Here is a 17,557-nt window from a genome sequence, read left to right as displayed (position 1 = left end):
GTAGTCCCGACGGGATTTGAACCCGCGCTACCGCCTTGAGAGGGCGGCGTCCTAGGCCGCTAGACGACGGGACCAGAACGAAGCCCCGCAAGAGTAACCGCCACCCGGTCCCCCGACCAAATCGCCCTCTCCGGCCCCGCCCCCGGCCCAGCGGCCGGTAGGCCGGGGCCGGTGTTATCGGGTCAGCGCGGTGTGCAGGGTTGCCGACCACTGTTGGACGATCTCCTTGCGGCGGGCGGAGTCGTCGGTGAGGACGTCGGCGAGGCCGAGGCCGCGGGCCAGGTCGAGGGTGGCCTGGACCAGGTGGTGGGCTACCGGGTCGGAGTCGTCGACGCCGAGGGCCTCGACGGCCAGTCGGTGCGAGGTGCGGCCGAAGCGGGACTCGAGGGGGACGATGCGTTCGCGGAGTACGGGATCGGCGGCGGCGTGGGTCCAGACCTGCAAGGCCGCCTTGAACAGCGGGCTGGTGTAGGACTCGACGAGCCCGGCGACCACGGCCTGGGTGCGGCCGACCCCCTCGGCGACCCCGTCGAGGGCCGTCGCCTCGGCCTTGGCCTGCGCCATCCGGATGTCGAACATGTGCTCGAGGGCCGCGGTGATCAGATCCTCCCGGGTCGGGAAGTGGTGCTGGGCCGCCCCGCGCGAGACCCCGGCCCGCTCGGCGACCACGGCGACCGTGGCCGCGGCCCAGCCCATATCGGCCAGGCAGTCGATGGTCGCCTCGAGCAGCCGCTGCCGGGTGGCCCGGCTGCGGTCCTGCTTGGGTTCGTGCGGGGTAGCCATGACCGACTATTGTGCCCAGGCCGGCGGACGCCGCTGGAAGAAGGCCGTCATACCCTCCACCACCTCGGGCGTGCCGAAGAACGATCCGGACCGCCGCGCGAGTTCGTCGGCGGCGCGCTCGAATTCGGCGAGTACCCCCGCGTTGACCAGTCGCTTGCTCTCGGCCAGACCCTGAGGTGAGCCCAATCGCAGTGCGGCACAGAGGTTTTCGACCTCCGCTGCGGCGTCCTCGGCCGCCACCGTGATCAGCCCGGCACGCTCGGCCGTCGCGGCGTCGAAGGTCTCCCCGGTCTGGAAGTAGCGCGCGGCCGCCCGGGAACCCATCCGCGGCAGCAGCGTGAGCGAGATGATGAACGGCGCCAACCCGAGGCGCGCCTCGGTCAGCGCGAAACTGCTGCCGGGCCCGGCGACCGCGATATCGCAGGCCGCCACGATCCCCATACCGCCCGCGCGGACATTGCCGTCCACCTTCGCCACCACCGGCTTGGGCAGTTCGAGAATCGTCCGCAGCACCTCGACCATCCAGCGAGTGCGGATATCGGCGGCGGCGGCCGGGTCGGCGTCGAGCGCCTCCTTGAGATCCGCGCCCGCGCAGAACGTGTTGCCGGTGTGGGTGAGCACGACCCCGCGCACCCGCTCGTCCGCACCGGCGTCCCGCAGTCCGGTCAGCAGCTCCCGAACCAGCCTGGCGGACAAGGCGTTCCGATTGTGCGGCGAGTCCAGCGTCAGGATCGCGAACCCGTCCCGGACCTCGGACCGCACGAAGGGCGCGTCACTCAACGAAATCTCCTCAGTACGACTTGGGCAGCCCGAGCGAGTGCTGGGCCACGAAGTTCAGCACCATCTCCCGGCTGACGGGCGCGACCCGGGCGATACGCGCCGCGGCGAGCATCCCCGCCAGGCCCACATCACTGGTCAGCCCCGAACCACCGTGCGTCTGGATGGCCTGGTCGAGGGCCTTGATACTGGCCTCGGCCGCGGCGTATTTCGCCATGTTCGCCGCCTCCGCCGCGCCGAAGTCGTCACCGGAGTCGTAGAGCACCGCGGCCTTCTGCATCATGAGTCTGGCCAGTTCCAGTTCGATCTTGACCTGGGCCAGCGGATGCGAAATGCCTTGGTGCGCACCGATGGGCGTCTTCCACACCTGGCGTTCGCGGGCGTAGGCGACGGCCCGGTCGATGGCGTAGCGGCCCATGCCCACGGCCATGGCCGCGCCCATGATCCGCTCCGGGTTCAGGCCCGCGAACAGCTGCGCCAGCGCCGCGTCCTCCTCACCCACCAGTGCCTCGGCGGGCAGCCGCACGTCGTCGAGGAACAGCGTGAACTGGCTGTCCGGCTCGATGATGTCCATCTCCTGCCGGGTCTTCTCGAAGCCGGGCGCGTCGGTCGGCACGATGAACAGCGCGGGTTTCAGCTTGCCGGTCTTGGCGTCCTCGGTGCGCGAGACGATCAGCACCGCCTCGGCCTGGTCCACGCCGGAGATGAAGATCTTGCGCCCGTTGAGGATCCAGTCGCCGCCGTCGCGGCGGGCGGTGGTGGTGATGTGGTGGGAGTTGGAACCGGCGTCGGGTTCGGTGATGCCGAAGACCATCTTGGACGAGCCGTCGGCCAGCCGGGTCAGCCAGTGCCGCTTCTGCTCCTCGGTGCCGTACTTGGCGATGATGGTGCCGCAGATGGCCGGGGACACCACCGCCAGCAGCAGGCCGCAGCCCTGGGCGGACAGTTCCTCCTGCACCAGCGCCAGTTCGTAGATGCCCGCGCCGCCCCCGCCGTACTCCTCGGGCAGGTTCACCCCGAGGAAGCCGAGTTTGCCCGCCTCGTCCCACAATTCGGACAGCGGCTCGTTGCGGCGCGCCTTGGCCGAGACGTAGTCGCGGAAGTTGTATTTGGCGGCGAGCTTGGCGACGGCGGCCCGCAGCTGTTTCTGCTCGTCGGTCTCGACGAAACTCATGGTCACTCCTCGGTGTTCTCATCCGTGCGGACCACGGCCAGCACCGCGCCCACGTCGACCTGTTGTCCGGCGGCCACGTTCAGTTCGGCGAGCACCCCGTCGGCGGGCGCGGCGATGGTGTGTTCCATCTTCATCGCCTCGAGCCACAGGATCGGCTGGCCCTTGGCGACCCGCTCCCCGGCCGCCGCGCCGAGCCGGATGACCGCGCCGGGCATGGGCGCGAGCAGCGAGCCCTCGGCGACGTGCTCGGCGGGATCCTCGAAGCGCGGCAGGCGGCGCACGGTGACCGGTCCGAGCGGCGAATCGATCGCCACCAGATCGCCGTAGCGGGCGATGTCGAAGCGCCGCCGCACCGGGCCGCGTTCGCCGGGCACCAGCAGCGTCACCGAATCCGGTGTGGCCTCGACCGATTCGAGCCCGTCGAAGCCCTCGACGGTCAGCCCGTCCCGGGTGAGCGCGTAGCGGATCTCGTGCCTGCCGGTGGTGCGACTGTCGTAGGACTTCGACTGCGGCTGGGAGGGCAGGTTCCGCCATCCGGAGGGCAGGCCGCCGCCGACGCGCGCCCGCGCGCGGTTGTGCGCGGCGTCGGCCAGCGCGGCCGCGGTGATCGACAGCCGCTCGTCGTGCTCGGAAACCAGTGGGGCCGAGAGGTTTTCCAGCCCGTGCCGGTCGAAGAACGCGGTATCGGTGTCCCCGGCCAGGAACGCCGGATGTTCGAGCACCCGCACCAGCAGGTCCCGATTGGTCACCAGGCCGTGGATCCGGGCGCGCCGCAGCGCGGCCGCCAGCAGCCGCGCCGCCTCCGCGCGGGTGTCGCCATAGGAGATGACCTTGGCCAGCATCGGGTCGTAGAACACGCCGACCGCCGAGCCGTTCTCCACCCCGGAGTCCAGCCGCACGCCGGGCCGGTCCAGGATCGCGAATTCCGTTGTGCCCGAACCGAGGTCGATGCGGTGCACGGTCCCGCTCTGCGGCTGCCAGTCGTGTGCCGGATCCTCGGCGTAGAGCCGCACCTCGATCGAATGTCCGTGCGCCGCGGGCGGTTCGGCGGGCAGCCGGTGGCCCTGGGCGATCTGGAGTTGCAGCCGCACCAGATCCAGGCCGGTGGTGTTCTCGGTGACCGGATGCTCCACCTGCAGGCGGGTGTTCATCTCCAGGAAGAAGAATTCGCCCCGATCGTCGGCGAGGAATTCGACGGTGCCCGCGCCCGTGTACCCGATGGCCCCGGCCGCCAGCCGCGCCGCCTCGAACAGCCGCGCCCGCATACCGTCGATTCGCTCCACCAGCGGCGAGGGCGCCTCCTCGACAACCTTTTGATGCCGCCGCTGGATCGAGCACTCGCGTTCCCCGACCGCCCACACCGTGCCGTGCGCGTCGGCCATGACCTGCACCTCGATGTGCCGCCCGGTCTCGAGGTAGCGCTCGCAGAACACCGTCGGATCGCCGAAGGCCGATTCCGCCTCGCGCCGCGCGGCTTCCAGCTGACCGGGCAGGTCGGCGAGCGCGCGCACCACCCGCATGCCGCGCCCGCCGCCGCCCGCGGACGCCTTGATCAGCACGGGCAGCATCGACTCGGTGACCTCGGCCGGATTCAGTTCGGCGAGCACCGGCACCCCGGCCGCGTCCATCATCTTCTTGGCCTCGACCTTGGAGCCCATCTGCTCGATGGCGGTCACCGGCGGGCCGATCCACACCAGCCCGGCGTCGATCACCGCGCGCGCGAATTCGACGTTCTCCGAGAGGAATCCGTAGCCGGGATGGATGGCGTCCGCCCCCGCCGCCCGCGCGGCGGCGATGATCAGATCACCGCGCAGATACGTCTCGCCGGGGGTGTTGCCCGGCAGCCGGACGGCCGCGTCGGCCTCGCGGACGTGCGGGGCTGCGGCGTCCGCGTCGGAGTACACCGCGACCGTGCCCAGGCCCATGCGGCGGCAGGTGGCGAACACGCGCCGCGCGATCTCGCCGCGGTTGGCGACCAGAACCGTGGAAATCATCGTGCCGCCCTCACATTCGGAAGACGCCGAAGCCCTCGGCGCCCTGGATCGGGGCGTTGTGGATGGCCGACAGGGCCATTCCCAACACCGTGCGGGTGTCGCGCGGATCGATCACGCCGTCGTCGTAGAGCCGCCCGGACATGAACATCGGCAGCGATTCGGCCTCGATCTGCGCCTCGATCATCGCGCGCATGTTCGCGTCGGCCTCCGCGTCGAACGGCAGCCCCTTCGCCTCGGCCGCCGCCCGGCCCACGATCGAGATCACCCCGGCCAGCTGCGCGCCGCCCATCACCGCGGATTTCGCGCTGGGCCACGCGAAGACGAACCGCGGATCGTAGGCGCGCCCGCACATGCCGTAGTGGCCCGCGCCGTAGGAGGCGCCCATGAGCACCGAGATGTGCGGCACCTTCGAATTGGAGACGGCGTTGATCATCATCGCGCCGTGTTTGATGATGCCCTTCTGCTCGTACTCCTTGCCGACCATGTAGCCGGTCGTGTTGTGCAGGAACAACAGTGGCGTATCGGACTGGTTGGCCAGCTGGATGAACTGCGCCGCCTTCTGGGCCTCCTCGGAGAACAGCACGCCGCGCGCGTTGGCGAGGATGCCGACCGGATAGCCGTGCAGTTCGGCCCAGCCGGTGACCAGGCTCGACCCGTAGAGGGGTTTGAACTCGTCGAAGTCGGAGCCGTCCACGACGCGGGCGATGACCTCGCGCGGATCGAACGGGATCTTGAGGTCGGTCGGCACGATGCCGAGCAGATCCTCCTGGTCGTACAGCGGTTCGATGACCTCGCTCGCGGGCCGCGGGGCGGGCCCGCGCTTGGACCAGTTGAGCCGCTTGACGATCGAGCGGCCCAGCCGGATCGCGTCGGCCTCGTCCACGGCCAGATAGTCGGCCAAGCCGGAGACGCGCGCGTGCATCTCCGCGCCGCCCAGCGATTCGTCGTCGGACTCCTCGCCGGTGGCCATCTTCACCAGCGGCGGGCCGCCGAGGAACACCTTGGAGCGCTCCTTGATCATGACCGTGTAGTCGGACATGCCCGGAATGTAGGCGCCGCCCGCGGTCGAGTTGCCGAAAACCAGTGCGATGGTGGGGATTCCGGCCGCCGACAGCCGGGTGAGGTCGCGGAACATCCGCCCGCCCGGCACGAAGACCTCCTTCTGCGTGGGCAGATCCGCGCCGCCGGACTCCACCAGCCCGATCACCGGGAGTCGGTTCTCCAGCGCGATGTCGTTCATGCGCAGGTTCTTGCGCAGCGTCCACGGATTGGAGGTGCCGCCGCGCACGGTCGGATCCGGCGCGACGATCATGCATTCGACGCCCTCGACGATGCCGATGCCCGCGATCACGCTGGCCCCGACGTGGAATTCGCTGCCCCACGCCGCCAGCGGGGCCAGCTCCAGGAACGGCGAGTCCTCGTCGAGGAGCAGTTCGATGCGTTCGCGCGCGGTCAGCTTGCCGCGCTTGCGGTGCCGGGCGAGTTTGTCGGGGCCGCCGCCCGCGATGTTCTTGGCGTACTCGGCCTGGACCTCACCGAGTTTGGCGAGCATGGCCTCGGCCGAGGCCCGGTAGTCCGCGGAGTTCGGATCCACGGTGCTGCGCAGGATACTCAAGACTGGAACCCCAATCGCTTGGCCGCGAGGCTGGTCAGGATCTCGTTGGTGCCGCCGCCGATGCCGAGGATGCGCACATCGCGGTAGTGCCGCTCGACCTCGGACTCACGCATGTAGCCGAGCCCGCCGAACAGCTGAACCGCTTGGTGGGCAACCCATTCCGCGGTCTCCACGGCGGTGTTCTTGGCGAAGCACACCTCGGCGATGAGGTCGGTCTCGCCGCGGGCGGCGCGTTCGACGACGTGGTGGGTGTAGACGCGGGCGACATCGATGCGCCGGGCCATCTCCGACAGTGTGTTCTGCACGGCCTGGCGGCTGATCAGCGGACGGCCGAAGGTCTCGCGGTCGCGGCACCAGCGCAGGGTCAGGTCCAGGCAGCGCTGCGCGTGCCCGTACGCCTGGGCGGCGAGGCCGGCGCGCTCGCTGACGAACGCCTGCGCGATCTGGGCGAAGCCGGAGTTCTCCGGGCCGACCAGATTCGAAACCGGCACGCGCACATCGACATACGACAGTTCGGCGGTGTCCGACGCCAGCCAGCCCATCTTCTCCAGCTTACGGCTGACCGTGAAGCCGGGGGTGCCCTTCTCCACCACCAGCAGCGACACCCCGGACGCGCCCGGCCCGCCGGTGCGCACGGCGGTCACCACGAAATCGGCGCGCACGCCGGAGGTGATGAAGGTCTTGGACCCGTTGACCACGTACTCGTCGCCCTCGCGCACCGCGGACGTGCGCAGATGCCCGACGTCGGAGCCGCCGCCCGGTTCGGTGATGGCCAGCGAACCGATCTTCTCCCCCGCCAGGGTCGGGCGCACCCACCGCTCGATGTGCTCCCGGTTGCCCGACGCCACGAGGTGCGGGACCGCGATGCCGCAGGTGAACAGCGAGGCGAACACGCCGCCCGAGCAGCCCGCGTAGTGCAACTCCTCGCACACGATGGCGGCGTCGATGCCGTCGCCCCCGGCCCCGCCCACGTCCTCGGGGAACTGGATGCCGAGCAGGCCCAGCGCCCCGGCCTTCTTGTGCAGTTCGCGCGGGATCTCCCCGGCGCGCTCCCACTCGTCGAGGTACGGCAGCACCTCGCGTTCGGCGAAACCGCGCACGGTGGCGCGCAATTCGCGGCGTTCGGGGGTGTCCCAAGGGTTCACAGCAGCTCCACGGGGATGTCGACGTGCCGGGAGCGCAGCCATTCGCCGAGCCCCTTGGCCTGTGGATCGAATCGGGCCTGATAGGCGACGCCCTGGCCGAGCAGTCCCTCGACGACGAAGTTGAGGGCCCGCAGATTGGGCAGGACGTGCCGGGTGACGGTCAGTTTCGCGGTCTCGGGCAGCAGGCGGCGCAGCTCGTCCACGGTCAGCGTGTGGGCCAGCCAGCGCCACTGCTCGTCGGTGCGCACCCAGACCCCGATATTGGCGTTGCCGCCCTTGTCGCCGCTGCGGGCCGCCACGACGGTCCCCAGCGGCAGGCGGCGAGTCTCGGTGCGCGGCAGGGGTTCCGGTAGTTCCGGCTCGGGCACCTCGGCCAATTCGGTTGTCCGCGAGGTGGATTCGATCTCCACCCGGCCGCCCTCGGGCAGCACTGCCACCTGTGTGACGGCCGTGGCGTCGACGTAGCCGGGGGTGAAAACCCCGTAGGGCGAACCGTTTCCGGGCGGTGAGGTGAGGGTGAAGCCGGGATAGCTGGCCAGGGCGAGTTCCACCGCGACATTGGAGAACGCGCGCCCCACCCGCTTGGGATCCGGATCGCGCACCACGCAGCGCAGCAGCGCGCTGGCCTGCTCCTCGGTCTCGGCGTCGGGTCGGTCCGAACGCACCAGCGTCCAGTCCAATTCGGCCGGGCGCTCGGGCAGCCAGCGCTCGAGTTGCCGCCGTGCCAGGTCCGCCTTGGCCTCGATATCGAGTCCGGTCAGCACGAAGGTCATCTCGTTGCGGAATCCGCCCAGGGTGTTGAGCGAGACCTTCAGCCGCGGCGGCGGGGCCTCACCGGTGACGCCCTCGATCAGGACGCGATCCGGACCCTGCGCGGCGAGCCGGATGCTGTCCAGCCGGGTCGTGACGTCCGGCCCGGCGTATCGCGCGCCCTGGATCTCGTACATCAGTTGCGCCGCAACGGTATCCATCGTGACCGCGCCGCCGGTGCCCGCGTGCTTGGTGATCACGCTGCTGCCGTCGCGGCGGACCTCGGCGATCGGGAATCCCGGCCGGTCGAGATCCTCGAGTTCGGTGAAGAAGGCGAAGTTGCCGCCGGTCGCCTGGGTGCCGCATTCGATCACGTGCCCGGCCACCACCGCACCGGACAGCGCGTCGAAATCGTCTCGCCCCCAACCGAAATGGGTCGCCGCGGGGCCGACCACCAGCGCGGCGTCGGTGACCCGCCCGGTCACCACCACATCCGCGCCCGCGCGCAGGCACTCCGCGATGCCCCACCCGCCCAGATACGCGTTGGCCGTCAGCGGCGAACCCAGCCCGAGTTCGCCCGCGCGGGCCAGCAGATCGTCGCCCTCCACGTGCGCGACCCGCGCGGACAGCCCGAGCCGGTCGACCAGCTCGCGCACCCGCCCGGCGAGCCCGGCCGGATTGAGGCCACCGGCATTGGCGACGATGTGCACGCCCCGCTCGAGCGCCAGGCCCAGGCAGTCCTCGAGCTGGCGGAGGAAGGTCTTGGCGTAGCCGAGGTCGGGGTCCTTCATCCGGTCGCGGCCGAGGATGAGCATGGTGAGTTCGGCGAGGTAGTCCCCGGTGAGCACGTCGAGGTGCCCGCCCTCGAGCATCTCCCGCATGGCGCTCGCCCGGTCCCCGTAGAACCCGGAACAGTTGCCGATCCGGATGACCTCCGGGTCGGCGGCCAGGGTGGGTGCGGTCATGGCAGTAGCGTCACACCCACCCCAGAAAAAATCAAGCCCGCGTGCTTGTTATTCTCCTGAGGCGGGGCTGGCATGATGGGCGGGTGTCCCATTCCGTGATCGTGATCTTCCTGCTGGCCCTCGCCGGATTCCTCGTCGGCGGGGCCGTGAGCACCTGGAAGAACAATCGCGTCGTCGCGGTCGCCCTCGGGGTGTGCGCGGTGTTGGCGGCCGTGGGCGCGTTCACGTGGTGGGGGTGACGGCTCCGGCGCGCGGGCGGTCCAGGCGGAAGATGCGCAGATCCTCGGGTACGCCGCTGAGCGGGGCGGCGAACAGGCCGCGGCGGTAAGGCCGTGCGGCACGGCCCAATTCGGGCAGCGTGTCCGGATCGAGCGCCCGCAGGGTGGTCTCGGAGAGCATGAGGTTGCCGTTGCCGCCCGCCTCCATGACCCGGGCCGCGATGGTCACGTCGACGCCGAGCCAGTCGCCGCCGATCTCGCGCGGGGAGCCGGTGTGCAGGCCGATGCGCATGCGCGGGCGATAGCCCTCGACCTCCACGCGGGCGAGATTGTCCCTGGCGGCCACGGCCGCGCGCACGGCCCGGTCCGGCGAGGTGAACACGGCCATCACGCCGTCGCCCATGCGCTTGACGACGTGCCCGCCGCGCTCGACGATCGGCGGTTCGATGGCCTTGGCCACCCGCCGCAGCAGTTCGAGGGTCGCCTCGTCCCCGGCCGACAGCGACCAGCGCGAGAATGCCACCAGATCGGTGAACATCACCGTCACCTGCTGATCGCCCTTGCCGCGGCCGACCCGTTCGAGCACGGCCTGCCACACCTGCAACGCGCCGAGGCCGATCTCCTTGGCGGCGCTCGGGGTATCGCCCACGAGTTTGTCCGCGGCGCGGGCCACCGCGCGCGGGCCGCCGGGCCCCGACAGCGACAGCGGATCGCCGAACGAGGGATCGCCCGGCAGGTTCTGGCGGGCCTTGCGGATCGCCCCGATGAGATCCGCGCGCTGATTCGCCGCCATGAGCGCCGACAGCTGGCCCGCCCGCAACCGGGCGCCCGAACGCCGGCCCGGCTCGATCTCGTCGGCGGGGGTGAGCGGGATGACGAGCTCGGGATCCGCTTCGGCCCGTTCGCGACTCGTGTCCTCGCCGTCCCCGGAGGGTCTTTCGCTCACGCCCCGAGCGTAGCCCAGGCACCGCGATGGGTTGGACCCGTAATTTTCCCCTGAGGGGATCCCTTGGACACGCCACCGGCCCGACGCGGGTCCGCCGAACTCCCTTGAACACGCCACCGGCCCGATGCGATTCGCATCGGGCCGGTGTTGCCACGTCGGACGGGCAGTGTCCGAGGTGACCCGGGCGCGGCGACCCCCGACGGGTCGCGCACCCTTCCCGGGGCGGCGAGGGAATGACGCCCCGAGCTCGGGTGGGCTGGTGGGTTACGCGTCGCGTTTGTTCACTACGAAGATCGCGGCGCCGAAGACGAGCGCAACAATTGCCAGGAAATACAGCAAACCACCCCACGGTCCCCAGTGCCAGGGCAATTCGTCACCCCCGGCGGTGCCCAGGAAACGACCGGCGTTCTGGAACGGCAGCAGCACCTGGATCTCGCGGCCGACCTTGCCGAACGCGCCGACGATCGGCTCGATCAGCACGGGCCACACGATCAGCAGCGTCAGCGCGCCCGCCGACTGCCGGATCAGGGCGCCCACGCCGACGGCCAGGAACACCACCAGCGCGATGAAGATCGGCACCGCGTAGAACACGTGCATATCCCCGTGGGTGAGGCTCAGCTTCTGGCCACCCTCGTCGGACACGATGGCCTTGAAGATGAAGAAGCACACGAACGTCAGCACCGCCGAGAGCACCGCGGCCGCGACCGCGATCAGACCGGCCTTGGTGACCAGCACGACCGTGCGGTTGGGCACGGCCATGAAGGTGGCCTTGATGGTCCCGAACCGGTACTCGCTGGTGATGGCGAGCGCGGCCAGGATCATGATCATGATGTAGCCGAAGCCCGGAATGCCTTGGGACGCACCGGTTATCCCGAGCGCGGCGATGCCGTTGGCCGGGTAGGGGGGCTCGTTCATCGTGGGGTGACCGCTGGCGAGTTCCTTGTGGTACTCGTTCACGCTGACATTGATCAGCAGGCTGAACAGGGCCGCGATGCCGAGCGCGAACACGGCGGTCAGCGCCGTGCACCACGCCGGGGAGCGGACCGAGGTGAGCTTGATGCGTTCGGCCGTCAACACGCTCATCAGAGCGCACCTCCCATCACCTGGTCGAATCCCTCGCCGTGGTACTGCACGGCGCCGCCGGTCATCCGCATGAACGCCTCCTCGAGCGAGGCGCGTTGCGGTGCCAGCTCGTACAGGGTGATGTTGTTGGCGCCCGCGAGTTTGCCGACGTTGTCGCTGGTCTCGCCGACCACGATCAGGGCCGGGCCCTCGTCCTCGCGCACGGTCATGCCGCCGGAGGTGAGCAGGCTGCGCAGCTGATCCAGCTGCGGGCTGCGCACCCGCACGGTCGCCTCGGAGGCGCGTTCGATGAAGTCCTTGGTGCTGGTGTCGGCGATGAGCTTGCCGCGCCCGATGACGACGAGGTGGTCGGCGGTCTGGGCCATCTCCGAGAGCAGATGGCTCGACACCAGCACGGTCCGGCCCTCGGCGGCCAGGCGCTGCATGAACCGGCGGATCCACAGGATGCCCTCCGGGTCGAGCCCGTTGACCGGCTCGTCGAACAGCAGCACGGGCGGATCGCCGAGCAGCGCGCCGGCCAGCCCGAGCCGCTGCGACATGCCGAGCGAGAAGCCGCCCGCCCGCTTGTCGGCGACCTCGGTCAGGCCGACCAGCCGCAGCACCTCCTCGACCCGCTCGCCCGGCAGGTTGTTGGACGCGGCGAGCCAGCGCAGATGAGCGCGCGCGGATCTGTTGGGGTGCACCCATTTCGCGTCGAGCAACGCCCCGACCTTGCGCAGCGGCTGATCGAGCTGCTGATAGGGCACCCCCTCGATCAGCGCCTCGCCCCCGGTGGGCCGATCCAGTCCGAGGATCATCCGCATCGTGGTCGACTTGCCCGCGCCGTTCGGCCCGAGAAAGCCGGTCACCTGCCCGGGTTTGACCGTGAACGACAGATCGTCGACCGCGACCGTCGTGCCGAACCTTTTGGTCAGGCCTCTCACTTCGATCATGCGCCACAGTCTTCCCGAAGACCGCCGCCCCCACCATCGCTCACAGGTCGCGTCACCGGTCATCCTCGAGAACTACCCGCACCCCGAACCCCTCCCCCACTCGGCCCTGATCAGGCCGGACGAGGTTCACAAACCGGGCGAAGAGGCCTGCGCCCAGAAGCGTTTCGGGATGCGGCCCGCCTGGCGGGCCAGGCAACCGGCCTCGACGGCGGCGGCCATGGCGGCGGCCATGACGGCCGGGCGGCGGGCGCGCGTGACCGCGGTGGCCAGCAGGACCGCCGAGCAACCCAGTTCCATGGCGAGGGCGGCGTCGCTGGCGGTGCCGATGCCCGCGTCGAGGATGACGGGGACCTCCGCGGCGGCCACGATCATCTCGATGTTGTGCGGATTGCCGATGCCCAGGCCGGTGCCGATGGGCGCGCCGAGGGGCATGACGGCCGCGCAGCCGATGTCCTCGAGCCGTTTGGCCAGGACCGGATCGTCGTTGGTGTAGGGCAGCACGGTGAATCCAGCGTCGACCAAACGCTCTGCGGCCGTGACCAATTCGACGGCGTCGGGCAGCAGGGTGCGTTCGTCGGCGACCACCTCGAGTTTCACCCAGTCGGTCTCGAGCGCCTCGCGGGCGAGGGTGGCGGTGAGCACGGCCTCGGCGGCGGTGCGGCAGCCCGCGGTATTGGGCAGGGGCGCGATGTCGAGGCGCCGCAGCAGGTCCAGCACGCCGGTGCCGCCCGCGGCGTCGACGCGGCGCATGGCGACCGTGGTGAGTTCGGTGCCCGAGGCGAGCAGCGCCTCCTCGAGCACGGCCAGATTGTCGGCGCCGCCGGTGCCCATGATCAGGCGCGAGCCGAACTTCCGGTCCGCGATCTGGAGCGGTTCCATCGACTCAGCCACCCTGCACCGCCGTGAGCACCTCGATCGCCCAGCCGCGGCCGACCGGTTCGTCCCAGCGCGACTTGGGGAAGACCGCGCCGTCCACGGCCACCGCGATGCCCTTGTCGGGCAGGTCCAGTCGCCGCAGCAGTTCGCGCACGGTCGGCGGCTCGGCGAACTCGTGGTCCTCGCCGTTGACCGTGACCCCGACGGGAATCGCCGTCATGTCCTACCTCCTGATGAAAAACGTTGCGGGTCGGCGGCTTTCGCCTCGCCGAGGGTGTCGCCGTCGAGCAGGGCCGCGACCGCGTCGACCGTGATCGGCACGCCGAGGATGCCGTTGCGGCCGTGGCCGGTGGCCACGACGACGCGGTCGTCGAGCCGCCCGAGCAGCGGCAGGTTGTCCGGGCTGCCCGGCCGCGAACCGGCGATGGCCTCGGCGAACTCGTATTCGCCCAGCGCGGGCAGGACGGCCTCGGCGGCGGCGATCAGATCGCGCACCCCGGCCACGGTGACGGCGGTGTCGAATCCGGCCTCGTATTGCGTTGCGCCGACGACCATTCCGTCGGCGCGCGGCACGAGGTAGACCGCGCGGCCGTGCACCCGGGCCCGGATGACGTGTCGCGGAGGCGGCGGTGCGCCGGGCCGTCGCCGTAGGCGCAGGATCTCGCCCTTCACCGGGCGCACCGGCAGGCCGGGCCACAGCGCGGCCGACGCGGCCCCGGCGGCGAGCACGATCCGATCCTGGTCCAGGTCGGCCAGATCGGTGACGCGCTGGGCGCGCACCTCGACCCCGGCGTGGTCGCAGCACTCGCGCAGGGCCGCGACCAGCGCGCGATTGTCCACCGCGGATTCGGTGGGCGAGAGCAGTCCGGCGCGGACCGTGCGGGCCAGCTCGGGTTCGCGTTCACGCACCCCGGCTCGGTCCAATACCCGCAGGTCGTGTCCGCGGGTGCCGCAGAATTCGGCGATCGTGCGCAGGTCGGCGGCGTCCGCGGCGTCCAGCGCCACGGTCAGCGTGTGGTCGGCGACGAAGACCGAACGCCCGGTGACCGCGCGCAGCCGCTCCCCGAATTCGGGCCAGCGGGCGAGCGAGGCGGCCCCGAAATCGAGGGCGGCCTCCTCGCCGGGCCAGCCCTCCGACAGCGGCGCGAGCATCCCGGCCGCCACCCACGAGGCCCCGGCGCCCACCTCCGGATCGAAGATCGTGACCGCCCAGCCCGATTCGGCGGCCCGCCAGGCCACCGCCAACCCGATCACACCCCCACCCACGACGGCCAGCGTCCGCATCAACCTTCCACCTCGCTCGGTGCCGAACGCACCGCGATCGCTCCCCGCGCGGCCGCCTTCGCGCCGGGGATGCACACCTGTTTCGCCTACCCACGGTAGCGCGGCTACCGTCGAGGGCGTGCAACCGTCCCACCCGAACCGATCGGTCGCCCCCCGCGATCGGCTGGCCACCGCCCGGCTCTACCTGTGCACCGACGCCCGGCGCGACACGGGCGACCTGGCCGAGTTCGCCGAGGAGGCGCTCGCGGGCGGGGTCGACATCATCCAACTGCGCGACAAGGGCTCGCGCGGCGAGGCCGAGTTCGGGCCGCTCGAGGCCGAGGCCGAACTCGGCGCGCTGGCCGAGCTGCGGGCCGCGACCCGGCGGCACGGCGCGCTGCTCGCCGTCAACGATCGCGCCGATATCGCGCTGGCCGCCGGGGCCGATGTGCTGCATCTGGGGCAGCGGGATCTGCCGCCCTGGTACGCCCGCAGGATCCTCGGCCCGAACGTGGTGATCGGCCGCTCCACCCACAATCGCGACCAGGCCGGGCTCGCGGCGATCGACGAGCACATCGACTACTTCTGCACGGGCCCGGTGTGGGCCACCCCGACCAAACCGGGGCGCGCGGCCGCGGGCCTCGAGCTGGTCCGCGCGACCGCCGAATCCCGGCCCACCCGACCGTGGTTCGCCATCGGCGGCATCGACCCGGGACGACTGGACGAGGTGCTGGCCGCCGGGGCCGAACGGGTGGTCGTGGTGCGCGCGATCACCGCGGCCGACGATCCGCGCGCGGCCGCGCGGGCGCTGAAACAACGCCTGCTGGAAAGCGCTCCCGCCTAACCGTTTTCGGCCGGGACGAGCGCCTCCACCCGCACCGCAACGCCGTTGAGGTGCGCCATCCCGGCCAGCCGCTCGACGTCGGCGATCTCGGTCGACATCAGCAGGTTGACGTTCGCGCCCCCGGCCTCGGCCGCGCGCCGCCAGCCGCCGCGGTGTCCCCAGCCGTGCGGCAGCGCCACCGTGCCCTCGATGAGATCCTCGCTGAGCAGGGCGGTCACCTCGACGCTGCCGTGCGCGGAACTGATTCGGCAGCGGTCGCCGTCGGCGAGTCCCGCCACGGCGGCGTCCTTCGGATGGATGCGCAGCGCGTGCTCGCGCCGGGCCACGAGCGACTCGACATTGTGCATCCAGGAGTTGTGCGACTTCGGCTCGCGCATGCCGATGAGCCGCAGCGGATACGCGGGATCGGCGGATTGTTCGGCGAGCCCGGCCAATTCGGCGACGAGCTGTGGCGCGGCCAGCCGCACGCGGCGGTCGGGGTGCCGGACCACGCGCCGGAGCACACCGGTCGGCGCGTGCTCGGCCAGCAGCAGCCCGTGCGGATGTTCGCGAAGCCGGGCCAGACTGATGCCCTTGGGGCGCAGGCCGAACCAGTCGCCGTAGGGGCCGGTGCGCAATGCCAGGTCGAGCAGCAGGTGGGGTCTCATCCGCAGCGCACCGGCCTGCGGCAGTCGCCGCCGCAGCGCGCTCAGCGCCCGGCCGCCGAGGCGGGCGGGCCCGACGGCGAAGGGCTGCACGCCCATTCGGGTCGCGATCTCGTCGATGATCTCCCACTCCTGTCTGGCCTCGCCGTACGGCCGCACCACCGCCTCGGTGTACTGCGTGTAGGGGATGGGGGCCAGCGCCGCGAACGGCAGCGGGGCGTCGTCGCGTTCGAGGAAGGTGGTCGCCGGGAGCACGTAGTCGGCCATCCGGCTGGTCTCGGTGAGGTACAGGTCGATCGCGACGAACAGATCCAATTCCCGCAGCGCCGAGGCCAATTCGTCGCCGCCCGGCACCGACAGCATCGGATTGCCCGCCGAGGTGAACAGCGCCCGCAGCCGCCCGGGTCCGGGCGTGGTGATCTCCTTGGCCATGATCGCGGCGGGGAAGGTGCCCAGCACGTCCGGGAAATCGCCGACGCGCGAACGCTTTCGGTCGTAGCCGATCAGGCCGAGCCGTGCGTTGAGTTCCGAGACCGCCACCAGCTCCTTGCCGAACACCGAACCGCCGGGCCGATCCAGATTCCCGGTGACCGCCGCGAGCGTATCGATCAGCGCGGCCACCAGCGTGGCGTGCCTGCCCAGGCAGGTTCCGGTCCGCCCGTACACCGCCGCCCGGCGCGCCCCGGCCAGATCGCGGGCCAGCGCGCGCACCGTCCCGGGATCGACGCCGGTCACCGCGGCCGTGCCCTCGGGGGTGAATCGGGCCACCGCCGAACGCAATTCGGCGACCCCGCTGGCCTGATCGCGCAGCGCCGCCGCGTCCTCGAGCCGTTCGGCGAAGATCACCTGCAACAGCGTGGCCAGCAGCCACGCGTCCGAGTCCGGGCGCACCGCGATGTGCTCGAACAACTTCGCGGTCTCGGTGCGGCGCGGATCGACCACGACCACCCGGCCGCCGCGCTTGATGATGCCGCCGAGTCGGTCGCGGATGCGCGGCGCGCTGATCACACTGCCGTGCGAGACAACAGGATTGGCGCCGAGCATCAGCAGGAAGTCGGTGCGGTCCAGGTCGGGCACCGGCACGCTGGTCGGCGAGCCGTACAGCAGGTTGCTGGCCACGAACCGGTTGTTGACGTCCTGTGAGCCCGCCGAGTACACGTGCCGCAGTCCGGCGGCGAGCTGGAAACCGCCCAGCCACAACGTGTGTGAATAGGAGAACGTCGCCGGATTGCCGAAGTACCAGCCCAGGCTCTCCCGGCCGTGCGCGGCCGTCACCACGCGCAGTCGCGCGGCGATCTCGTCCAGGGCCGTCTCCCACGAGACGCGCTCGAACTCGCCGGAGGCGGTGCGCCGCAACGGATACAGCACCCGGTCCGGGTCGTTCTGGACGTCGGCGAACGCGATTCCCTTGGGGCAGGCGAATCCCCGGGAGAGCGGGTGTCGCTTGTCGGGGCGCAATCGGATCAGCCGGTCGTTCTCGACCGTGGCGATCAATCCGCAGAGCGGCTCACAGATCCGGCAGTAGGTGGGCACCTCGCGTGCGGTCAT

General features: G+C 71.0%; 16 protein-coding genes and 1 tRNA gene. 2 read left to right on the top strand and 15 right to left on the bottom strand.

The window, feature by feature from the left end; translation table 11 throughout:
• Position 1 precedes the first annotated feature (1 nt).
• The 8 genes from ACWDSJ_RS13575 to ACWDSJ_RS13540 all read right to left on the bottom strand — a co-directional run bounded on the left by ACWDSJ_RS13575 (position 2) and on the right by ACWDSJ_RS13540 (position 9,203).
• Positions 2-74: transfer RNA gene (locus ACWDSJ_RS13575), tRNA-Glu, on the bottom strand.
• 100 nt (positions 75-174) lie between these two features.
• Positions 175-783 carry a TetR/AcrR family transcriptional regulator gene (locus ACWDSJ_RS13570; RefSeq protein ID WP_387369378.1) on the bottom strand — a complete coding sequence of 203 codons (609 nt, stop codon included), beginning with the start codon at positions 781-783 and terminating at the stop codon, positions 175-177.
• A 6-nt stretch (positions 784-789) separates the two neighbouring features.
• Entirely contained in the window at positions 790-1,563 is a 774-nt protein-coding gene (locus ACWDSJ_RS13565; RefSeq protein ID WP_450031879.1) for an enoyl-CoA hydratase family protein, read from the bottom strand.
• A 10-nt stretch (positions 1,564-1,573) separates the two neighbouring features.
• The gene (locus tag ACWDSJ_RS13560) at positions 1,574-2,734 is read right to left on the bottom strand and encodes an acyl-CoA dehydrogenase family protein (RefSeq protein ID WP_387369374.1); all 1,161 of its coding nucleotides are present in this window, start codon (positions 2,732-2,734) and stop codon (positions 1,574-1,576) included.
• A 2-nt stretch (positions 2,735-2,736) separates the two neighbouring features.
• Positions 2,737-4,728: an acetyl/propionyl/methylcrotonyl-CoA carboxylase subunit alpha gene (locus ACWDSJ_RS13555; protein WP_450031877.1), complete on the bottom strand. Its 1,992-nt coding sequence runs from the start codon at positions 4,726-4,728 to the stop codon at positions 2,737-2,739.
• 10 nt (positions 4,729-4,738) lie between these two features.
• On the bottom strand, positions 4,739-6,343 hold the full coding sequence (locus ACWDSJ_RS13550) for an acyl-CoA carboxylase subunit beta (protein WP_387369370.1): 1,605 nt from the start codon (positions 6,341-6,343) through the stop codon (positions 4,739-4,741).
• Positions 6,340-7,488 carry an acyl-CoA dehydrogenase family protein gene (locus ACWDSJ_RS13545; RefSeq protein WP_387369367.1) on the bottom strand — a complete coding sequence of 383 codons (1,149 nt, stop codon included), beginning with the start codon at positions 7,486-7,488 and terminating at the stop codon, positions 6,340-6,342. Before ACWDSJ_RS13545 ends, ACWDSJ_RS13550 begins: the two co-directional genes overlap by 4 nt.
• A complete protein-coding gene (locus ACWDSJ_RS13540) occupies positions 7,485-9,203 on the bottom strand; it encodes an acyclic terpene utilization AtuA family protein (RefSeq protein WP_450031875.1) in 1,719 nt (572 codons plus the stop codon). The genes ACWDSJ_RS13545 and ACWDSJ_RS13540 overlap by 4 nt, the downstream gene beginning before the upstream one ends.
• Positions 9,204-9,286: 83 nt before the next feature.
• Here ACWDSJ_RS13540 and ACWDSJ_RS13535 point away from each other — a divergent pair, with 83 nt between their 5' ends.
• Positions 9,287-9,442, top strand: coding sequence for a hypothetical protein (locus ACWDSJ_RS13535; RefSeq protein ID WP_387369363.1), 156 nt, complete (start codon positions 9,287-9,289; stop codon positions 9,440-9,442).
• Here ACWDSJ_RS13535 and ACWDSJ_RS13530 read toward each other — a convergent pair.
• From ACWDSJ_RS13530 to thiO, 6 genes are all read right to left on the bottom strand, one after another.
• Positions 9,426-10,214 carry an adenylate/guanylate cyclase domain-containing protein gene (locus ACWDSJ_RS13530; RefSeq protein ID WP_387369492.1) on the bottom strand — a complete coding sequence of 263 codons (789 nt, stop codon included), beginning with the start codon at positions 10,212-10,214 and terminating at the stop codon, positions 9,426-9,428. The genes ACWDSJ_RS13535 and ACWDSJ_RS13530 overlap by 17 nt on opposite strands.
• A gap of 417 nt (positions 10,215-10,631) precedes the next feature.
• Positions 10,632-11,450 (bottom strand): ABC transporter permease, encoded by an 819-nt coding sequence (locus tag ACWDSJ_RS13525; RefSeq protein ID WP_450031872.1) that lies wholly within the window; start codon positions 11,448-11,450, stop codon positions 10,632-10,634.
• A complete protein-coding gene (locus tag ACWDSJ_RS13520) occupies positions 11,450-12,382 on the bottom strand; it encodes an ABC transporter ATP-binding protein (protein WP_387369359.1) in 933 nt (310 codons plus the stop codon). The genes ACWDSJ_RS13525 and ACWDSJ_RS13520 overlap by 1 nt, the downstream gene beginning before the upstream one ends.
• Positions 12,383-12,508: 126 nt before the next feature.
• The gene (gene thiG / locus ACWDSJ_RS13515; RefSeq protein ID WP_387369357.1) at positions 12,509-13,261 is read right to left on the bottom strand and encodes a thiazole synthase; all 753 of its coding nucleotides are present in this window, start codon (positions 13,259-13,261) and stop codon (positions 12,509-12,511) included.
• Positions 13,262-13,265: 4 nt separating this feature from the next.
• Positions 13,266-13,478, bottom strand: coding sequence for a sulfur carrier protein ThiS (thiS, locus tag ACWDSJ_RS13510; protein WP_387369355.1), 213 nt, complete (start codon positions 13,476-13,478; stop codon positions 13,266-13,268).
• Positions 13,475-14,542 (bottom strand): glycine oxidase ThiO, encoded by a 1,068-nt coding sequence (gene thiO, locus ACWDSJ_RS13505; RefSeq protein WP_450031869.1) that lies wholly within the window; start codon positions 14,540-14,542, stop codon positions 13,475-13,477. Before thiO ends, thiS begins: the two co-directional genes overlap by 4 nt.
• Positions 14,543-14,660: 118 nt before the next feature.
• On the opposite strand from thiO, the gene thiE reads away from it, so the two are divergent.
• A complete protein-coding gene (thiE, locus tag ACWDSJ_RS13500) occupies positions 14,661-15,365 on the top strand; it encodes a thiamine phosphate synthase (RefSeq protein ID WP_450031867.1) in 705 nt (234 codons plus the stop codon).
• On the opposite strand, the gene ACWDSJ_RS13495 is transcribed toward thiE, so the two are convergent.
• On the bottom strand, positions 15,362-17,557 hold the full coding sequence (locus ACWDSJ_RS13495; RefSeq protein ID WP_450031865.1) for a molybdopterin-containing oxidoreductase family protein: 2,196 nt from the start codon (positions 17,555-17,557) through the stop codon (positions 15,362-15,364). The genes thiE and ACWDSJ_RS13495 overlap by 4 nt on opposite strands.

Source organism: Nocardia sp. NPDC003482 (assembly GCF_053588115.1).
Note: the sequence above shows the minus strand (reverse complement) of the source record. Positions and strands in the feature narration are given on the sequence as shown.

Excerpts from the sequence above, each read along its gene's own strand:
- ACWDSJ_RS13570 (WP_387369378.1), bottom strand. The coding sequence starts at position 783 with ATGGCTACCCCGCACGAACCCAAGCAGGACCGCAGCCGGGCCACCCGG.
- ACWDSJ_RS13560 (WP_387369374.1), bottom strand. The coding sequence starts at position 2,734 with ATGAGTTTCGTCGAGACCGACGAGCAGAAACAGCTGCGGGCCGCCGTC.
- ACWDSJ_RS13555 (WP_450031877.1), bottom strand. The coding sequence starts at position 4,728 with ATGATTTCCACGGTTCTGGTCGCCAACCGCGGCGAGATCGCGCGGCGC.
- ACWDSJ_RS13540 (WP_450031875.1), bottom strand. The coding sequence starts at position 9,203 with ATGACCGCACCCACCCTGGCCGCCGACCCGGAGGTCATCCGGATCGGC.
- ACWDSJ_RS13530 (WP_387369492.1), bottom strand. The coding sequence starts at position 10,214 with ATGGCGGCGAATCAGCGCGCGGATCTCATCGGGGCGATCCGCAAGGCC.
- ACWDSJ_RS13525 (WP_450031872.1), bottom strand. The coding sequence starts at position 11,450 with ATGAGCGTGTTGACGGCCGAACGCATCAAGCTCACCTCGGTCCGCTCC.
- ACWDSJ_RS13520 (WP_387369359.1), bottom strand. The coding sequence starts at position 12,382 with ATGATCGAAGTGAGAGGCCTGACCAAAAGGTTCGGCACGACGGTCGCG.
- thiG (WP_387369357.1), bottom strand. The coding sequence starts at position 13,261 with ATGGAACCGCTCCAGATCGCGGACCGGAAGTTCGGCTCGCGCCTGATC.
- thiS (WP_387369355.1), bottom strand. The coding sequence starts at position 13,478 with ATGACGGCGATTCCCGTCGGGGTCACGGTCAACGGCGAGGACCACGAG.
- thiO (WP_450031869.1), bottom strand. The coding sequence starts at position 14,542 with ATGCGGACGCTGGCCGTCGTGGGTGGGGGTGTGATCGGGTTGGCGGTG.
- ACWDSJ_RS13495 (WP_450031865.1), bottom strand. The coding sequence starts at position 17,557 with ATGACCGCACGCGAGGTGCCCACCTACTGCCGGATCTGTGAGCCGCTC.